This is a genomic window from Mycobacterium sp., assembly GCF_040509115.1.
Lineage (GTDB): Bacteria > Actinomycetota > Actinomycetes > Mycobacteriales > Mycobacteriaceae > Mycobacterium.
Genome location: NZ_JBEVLO010000326.1, coordinates 1 through 6,052 on the forward strand (window position 1 = coordinate 1; position 6,052 = coordinate 6,052).

At 68.3% G+C, this 6,052-nt stretch carries 6 protein-coding genes; 4 read left to right on the plus strand and 2 right to left on the minus strand.

Annotated elements, in window-relative coordinates; genetic code table 11:
- The first annotated feature begins 227 nt into the window (after positions 1 to 227).
- Both ABW137_RS22825 and ABW137_RS22830 read left to right on the plus strand, forming a co-directional pair.
- Complete coding sequence (locus ABW137_RS22825; RefSeq protein WP_526403727.1) at positions 228 to 458, plus strand: hypothetical protein; 231 nt, start codon at positions 228 to 230, stop codon at positions 456 to 458.
- A gap of 137 nt (positions 459 to 595) precedes the next feature.
- Complete coding sequence (locus tag ABW137_RS22830) at positions 596 to 1,045, plus strand: hypothetical protein (protein ID WP_526403728.1); 450 nt, start codon at positions 596 to 598, stop codon at positions 1,043 to 1,045.
- Here ABW137_RS22830 and ABW137_RS22835 read toward each other — a convergent pair.
- Both ABW137_RS22835 and ABW137_RS22840 read right to left on the minus strand, forming a co-directional pair.
- On the minus strand, positions 1,042 to 2,661 hold the full coding sequence (locus ABW137_RS22835; RefSeq protein ID WP_526403729.1) for a 4-coumarate--CoA ligase family protein: 1,620 nt from the start codon (positions 2,659 to 2,661) through the stop codon (positions 1,042 to 1,044). The genes ABW137_RS22830 and ABW137_RS22835 overlap by 4 nt on opposite strands.
- 108 nt (positions 2,662 to 2,769) lie before the next feature.
- A complete protein-coding gene (locus tag ABW137_RS22840; RefSeq protein WP_526403730.1) occupies positions 2,770 to 3,165 on the minus strand; it encodes an MmcQ/YjbR family DNA-binding protein in 396 nt (131 codons plus the stop codon).
- A gap of 86 nt (positions 3,166 to 3,251) precedes the next feature.
- Here ABW137_RS22840 and ABW137_RS22845 point away from each other — a divergent pair, with 86 nt between their 5' ends.
- Both ABW137_RS22845 and ligA read left to right on the plus strand, forming a co-directional pair.
- A complete protein-coding gene (locus tag ABW137_RS22845; RefSeq protein ID WP_526403732.1) occupies positions 3,252 to 3,845 on the plus strand; it encodes a class I SAM-dependent methyltransferase in 594 nt (197 codons plus the stop codon).
- A 40-nt stretch (positions 3,846 to 3,885) separates the two neighbouring features.
- Positions 3,886 to 5,943: an NAD-dependent DNA ligase LigA gene (ligA, locus tag ABW137_RS22850; RefSeq protein WP_526403731.1), complete on the plus strand. Its 2,058-nt coding sequence runs from the start codon at positions 3,886 to 3,888 to the stop codon at positions 5,941 to 5,943.
- The last annotated feature ends 109 nt before the right edge of the window (positions 5,944 to 6,052 follow it).

Sequence of the window (6,052 nt, forward strand, 5' to 3'; positions counted from 1 at the left end):
ACCCCGACGCAGCGTAGGGTTGCCTACAGCACCCATCCGGTCAGGGAGGACCGTGGATCGATCGTTCGTATGCAGTGTGGCGGGTGCCGGCGCCACCGTTGCCATTCTGTTGGCAGGCGGCCCCGGCCTCGCCAGTTCAGCGGCCGATCCTGGTGGTCGCGGCTCGCACTCTGGCTACTCGCGCGACGCCGCTCAGTCCGATCGCGGGCCGACCAGCCGTGATGCCGGTGGCAACCACCGTCAAGGGCAGGGCCAGGGTCAGCGGCGGGGGCCGGGCGATGACGGTCGACGCCCAAGTGATCATGACGGTGCGCCACGCAACGACCCGCGCCACGATCCACGCAAGGACCCGCGCCATGACCCGCGCCATGACCCGCGCCATGACCCACGCCATGATCCACGCCCTCACCACGACGGGTACGGAAGCGGCGACGATGGCGATGGCGGCACCACGGTGACCTCGGGCCGTCCGTCCGTTTCTGCCCCTGCGACTGTCGACCAGCCCACCACCGACGTTACGGCGCGACCAGGCGCCCAGGCCCCCCCGTCGAGCGACGTACCCGCTCCCGGAACCGAGGTCACCGGGGCGCCACCCGTGGCGGTGCCGGAGATTCCATCGACGGATGAGTCCGGCGGCGGCTCGGGTAACGCGGTCGCCAATCAACCAACCGGCCCCGCCGTCGCGCCGGTCGTCACATTCGGCGACGGACGCACCCCAGGGATGCCCGCCGCCGAGCCGGACGTGGCCCCCACCCCGATCGTGGAGAGTGCGGCACCGGCGTCGGTGCCGCCCGCCGCGCCACCCCCGCCGCCGCTGTCATTACCGCTGGTGCCGCAGGCACTGGCCGGACAGAGCTTCCAGATGACCGTGCCGGATCCGCCGGTGATGAGGCTCTGGGAGCCGATGCGCTCCGACAGCCCAACCGCCGCCCTGTTCGGCATCGCCGGGCTGATTCTGGCGCCGATCGCGGGGATCTGGCTCGGCTACCGGCAGGCGCGGGCCGCGAAGTCCGCCAAGTCCGCCACCCAGCTCGTCAGCAGCTAGGGAGTTCGCAGATCCTTGCGAAGGATCTTCCCCGACGCCGACTTGGGGATCGCATCGATGAACGCCACCTGGCGGACCTTCTTGTACGGTGCGACGTGACTGGCGACGAAGTCCATCACGCCGGCCTCGGTCAGGTCGGCCTCGGATTGCTTGACCACGAACGCCTTTGGGATCTCCTCGCCGGACCCGGCGTCGGTCACGCCGATCACGGCGGCGTCGGCGATGTCGGGGTGGGTCAGAAGCACCGCCTCGAGTTCCGCGGGAGGCACCTGGTAGCCCTTGTACTTGATGAGTTCCTTGAGCCTGTCGACGATGTAGACGCACCCCGCCGAGTCCACGCGCGCCAGGTCCCCGGTGTGCAGGAAGCCGTCGTCGTCGACGGTTCCGCGGGTGGCCTCGTCGTTGCCGAGGTAGCCCGCCATCACATTGGGCCCCTTGAACCACAGTTCGCCGGTGTCACTGAGTCCTGATGCAGGCGGGTCGATTTCGTTACCCGTCTCGGAGTCGACGATCTTGCTGACGGCGTTGGGCACCGTCCAGCCGCACGAGCTCAGCGGCGCGACGGACCCGACGAACTCCTTGCCGCCGTCGAACGGTGTGACGTGGCTGACGGGACTGAGCTCGCTCATGCCGTAGCCCTGCACCACCTGGCAGCCGAGCCGCTCCTTGACGGCGTTGCCGAGGTCCTCGTCGAGCGGGGCGGCGCCAGACATGATGCCCCGCAGGCTGGACAGGTCATACGAGTCGATGACGGGGTGCTTGGCCAGGGCGACCGCGACCGGCGGTGCGATGAAGGCGAAGGTGCATTCGTGCCTCTGGATGTTGCCGAGGAAGTCGCCAAGGTCGAAGCTCGGCATGATGATCAGGCGGGCGCGGGCATGGAGGGCGGCGTTGAGCAGCACCGTCATCCCGTAGATGTGGAAGAAGGGCAGGACGGCAAGGATGCGGTCCTCGGGCTGCATGCCTTGGACGGGACGGATCTGGGCGACGTTCGCCGTGAGATTGCGATGGGTGAGCATCACGCCCTTCGGGTTGCCCGTCGTGCCCGAGCTGTACGGCAGCACCGCCAGGTGCGTGGCGGGATCGAACGTGACCGTCGGCGCGGGCAGGCTCGGTCCGATCAGGTCCTCGGCGTTGGGGTGCCCACCGGAGTCCCGGTCGGCTTCCCCAGGCCCGTCGAGTACGACGACCTGGTCGCTGGACAGACCGATCGAGGCGGCGCCATCGGCGGCCTGAGCCACCAGCGGTGTCACCGTGATCAGCATCGACGCCTTCGCGTCGGTGAGCTGCTTGGCGATGTCCTTCGCCGTGAACAGCGCGTTGATGGTGGTGGCAGTGGCACCGGCGCGCAGAATGCCGTGGAACGCAACCGCGAAGGCTGCGCTGTTGGGTGCCAGCAGACCGACGACGTCGCCGACGCCGATGCCGCGCGCGGCGAGTGCGCCCGCGAAGGCGTCGATGCGGGCGATCATGTCCCGGTAGTTGGTCTGGTCGCCGGTCTTCGCGTCCACCAACGCGATTCGATCGCCGTCGGTGTCGTCGAGGTCGCCGAACAGGTAGTCGTAGACGCTCGTGGTGGGAATCTGGACCTGGGGGTAGGGGCTCGCGAAACTCATCGTGCCCTCGATCGAACCATGGCGGGCCGTTCGGGGGTCGAGGTTCGGCGAGTCAATCGCACAGGATGTTCACAGCGGCCGTTTCGGCTCGTCACCCGCGAGCCGCGCTCAGCGGGCGTCGAGTTCGGTGATCGACTTCTTGGGCGCGACCAGTCGGTAGGAGGCGTCGACCAGTTCGCGGACCTCGTCCCAGTCGACCGTCGCCGCGGTGAAGTCCAGACCCAGCCAGCCCGAGACGCCGACGTAGGCGGGGTAGAAGAATCGCTCGTCCTGCTGCAGTGCCGCGCGGTCGGATTCGTCGACCTTGACCATCACGCAGTGGTTGACGGCCACCATCTGGCCGGTCTCCTTGGTGCTGCCGCCGTACATCGCGAACATCTTGGTGACGAAGAAACCTGGCCTGCCGTGCGACACCTTCTCGGTCGCCCCGGGGTAGCCGAGGGCGATCTCGCGGAGCTCGGCGAGCCCGGGGTCGTCGTCGGTGAACATGATCGGATGGGGCACCAGTCGACAGTAGAGGCACCGCGGCCCTTCGAGTAGATTAGGATAGCCTTACCTATTGAAGGGATCCGCGAATGCCCACCACATGGTTGGACGGACTGGTCCGGCAGACCCGTCGCGTCGGTCGGTTCCCGTACCCGCACCGGGCTGCCTTCCTGCTCGACAACCCGGTCCGGAAGTGGATGTCCAAACCCGAGGCCGTCATCGAGGCCCTGGAACTGGACGGCACCGAGCGAGTGCTCGAACTCGGGCCCGGCCCCGGGTTCTACAGCGTGGAGATCGCGCGACGACTCGACTCGGGCAGCCTGCACCTGTTCGACGTGCAGCCGGAGATGCTCGACAAGGCGCGGGGCAAGCTCGCAGGCGGCGGCTTCCACGACGTTTGCTTCCATGTCGGCGACGCGGGTGACGGAATCTCCCTGCCGGACAACAGCTTCGACGTCGCCTTCCTGGCCGCCGTCATCGGTGAGGTGCCGGATCGTTCCGCCTGCATCCGGTCGATCGGGCGGATCCTGCGCGCGGGTGGCCTCCTCGTCTTCGTCGAGGGCTTCCCCGATCCCGACCGGCTCGGCGTCCAGGAGTTGCGTGACCTCGTCGAATCCGAGGGCTTCGTGCTCCAGTCCGTGAGCGGCAATGCCTGGCGGGACGTGGTGAAATTCAGGTCGCTGCCCACACCGACGTGACGTCGTCGGCGTTGTCGTAGACCTCGGTTAACCTCACCAGGTGAGCTCTCCTGACGCCGACGTCCGTCGCGAGTGGCAGAAGCTGGCCGACGAGGTCAGGGGCCACCAGTTCCGCTACTACGTCAAGGATGCGCCGATCGTCTCCGACGGGGAGTTCGACGCACTTCTCGGTGAGCTGACCACTCTCGAGGAGAAGTACCCGGAGCTGCGCACGCCGGATTCACCGACGCAGCTCGTCGGCGGCGCGGGGTTCGCGACGGACTTCAGCTCGGCCGATCACCTCGAGCGAATGCTGAGCCTGGACAACGTCTTCAACCCCGATGAGCTGTCGGCGTGGGCGGCCAGGCTGACGGGCGAGATCGGGGCCGACCCCGAATTCCTGTGCGAGCTCAAGATCGACGGCGTGGCGCTCGCGCTGGTCTACCGCGACGGCGTGCTCGCCAGGGCGGCGACGCGCGGCGACGGACGCACCGGTGAGGACGTCACTCTCAATGCCCGCACCATCGACGACATCCCGGAGCGGCTCGCCCACAGCGACGACTACCCGGTGCCCACCGTGCTCGAGGTGCGCGGTGAGGTGTTCTTCCGCCTCACCGACTTCGAGGAGCTCAATGCCGGCCTCGTCGAAGAGGGCAAGCCGCCGTTCGCCAACCCCCGCAACAGCGCCGCAGGTTCACTGCGCCAGAAGAACCCCGCTGTCACCGCGCGCCGCAAGCTGCACATGATCTGCCACGGACTCGGCCGCTCCGAGGGATTCAGCCCGCCGACGCTGCACGACGCCTACCTCGCGCTCAAGGCGTGGGGCCTGCCGGTGTCCGACCACACCACGCGCGTCACGGGCATCGACGCGGTCGCCGAGCGCATCGCCTACTGGGGCGAGCATCGCCATGACGTCGAACACGAGATCGACGGCCTGGTGGTGAAGGTCGACGACGTGTCCCTGCAACGCCGACTGGGGGCTACGTCACGGGCGCCCCGGTGGGCCATCGCGTACAAGTACCCGCCGGAGGAAGCCACCACCAAACTCCTCGACATCAGGGTCAACGTCGGACGCACCGGCCGCGTCACCCCGTTCGCCTACATGGAACCCATCAAGGTCGCGGGCTCCACCGTGGGCCTCGCGACGTTGCACAACGCGTCGGAGGTCAGGCGCAAGGGCGTGCTCATCGGCGACACCGTGGTGATCCGCAAGGCGGGTGACGTCATTCCCGAGGTGCTCGGTCCCGTGGTCGACGTACGTGACGGCACCGAACGTGAGTTCGTGATGCCCACCGAATGTCCCGAGTGCGGCACGACGCTAGCCCCCGCCAAGGCCGGTGACGCCGACATCCGATGCCCCAACTCACGCAGCTGTCCCGCCCAACTCCGTGAGCGCGTGTTCCACGTCGCGGGCCGCGGCGCATTCGACATTGAGGGCCTCGGCTATGAGGCGGCGACGGCGCTGCTGCAATCCGGGGTGCTGACCGACGAGGGCGACATCTTCGGCCTCACCGAGGACGACCTTCTGCGCACCGACCTGTTCACCACCAAGGGCGGCGCGGTGTCGGCCAACGGCAAGCGGCTGCTGGCCAACCTGGACAAGGCCAAACAGCAGGCGCTGTGGCGGGTCCTGGTCGCGCTGTCGATCAGACACGTCGGCCCGACGGCCGCACGTGCGCTGGCGAGCGAATTCGGCAGTCTGGACGCCATCGAAGCGGCGACCGAGGAGCAGCTGGCCGGAACCGAGGGCGTCGGACCGACCATCGCCGCAGCGGTGATCGAATGGTTCACCGTGGACTGGCATCGCGCCATCGTCGACAAGTGGCGCGACGCGGGCGTGCGCATGCAGGACGAGCGCGACGCCAGCATCGAGCGCACGCTGGACGGCCTGTCGATCGTCGTCACCGGCTCGCTGCCCGGGTTCTCCCGCGACGAGGCCAAGGAGGCCATCCTGGCCCGCGGCGGCAAGGCCGCCGGTTCGGTGTCGAAGAAGACGGCCTACGTGGTGGCGGGCGACGCACCGGGTTCCAAGTACGACAAGGCGATCGAGCTCGGTGTGCCCGTCCTCGACGAGGACGGGTTCCGGCGGCTGCTGCAGGACGGTCCCGACGGCGTCTGAGCGCCGGTTTGTCCCGGGCGTGCCGGGGAATGCCGTCGGAGACAACCCTTCAGGAGGCGACGATGGCGGCGATCTGCGAGACCTGCGGCAACCACTACGACAAGGCGTT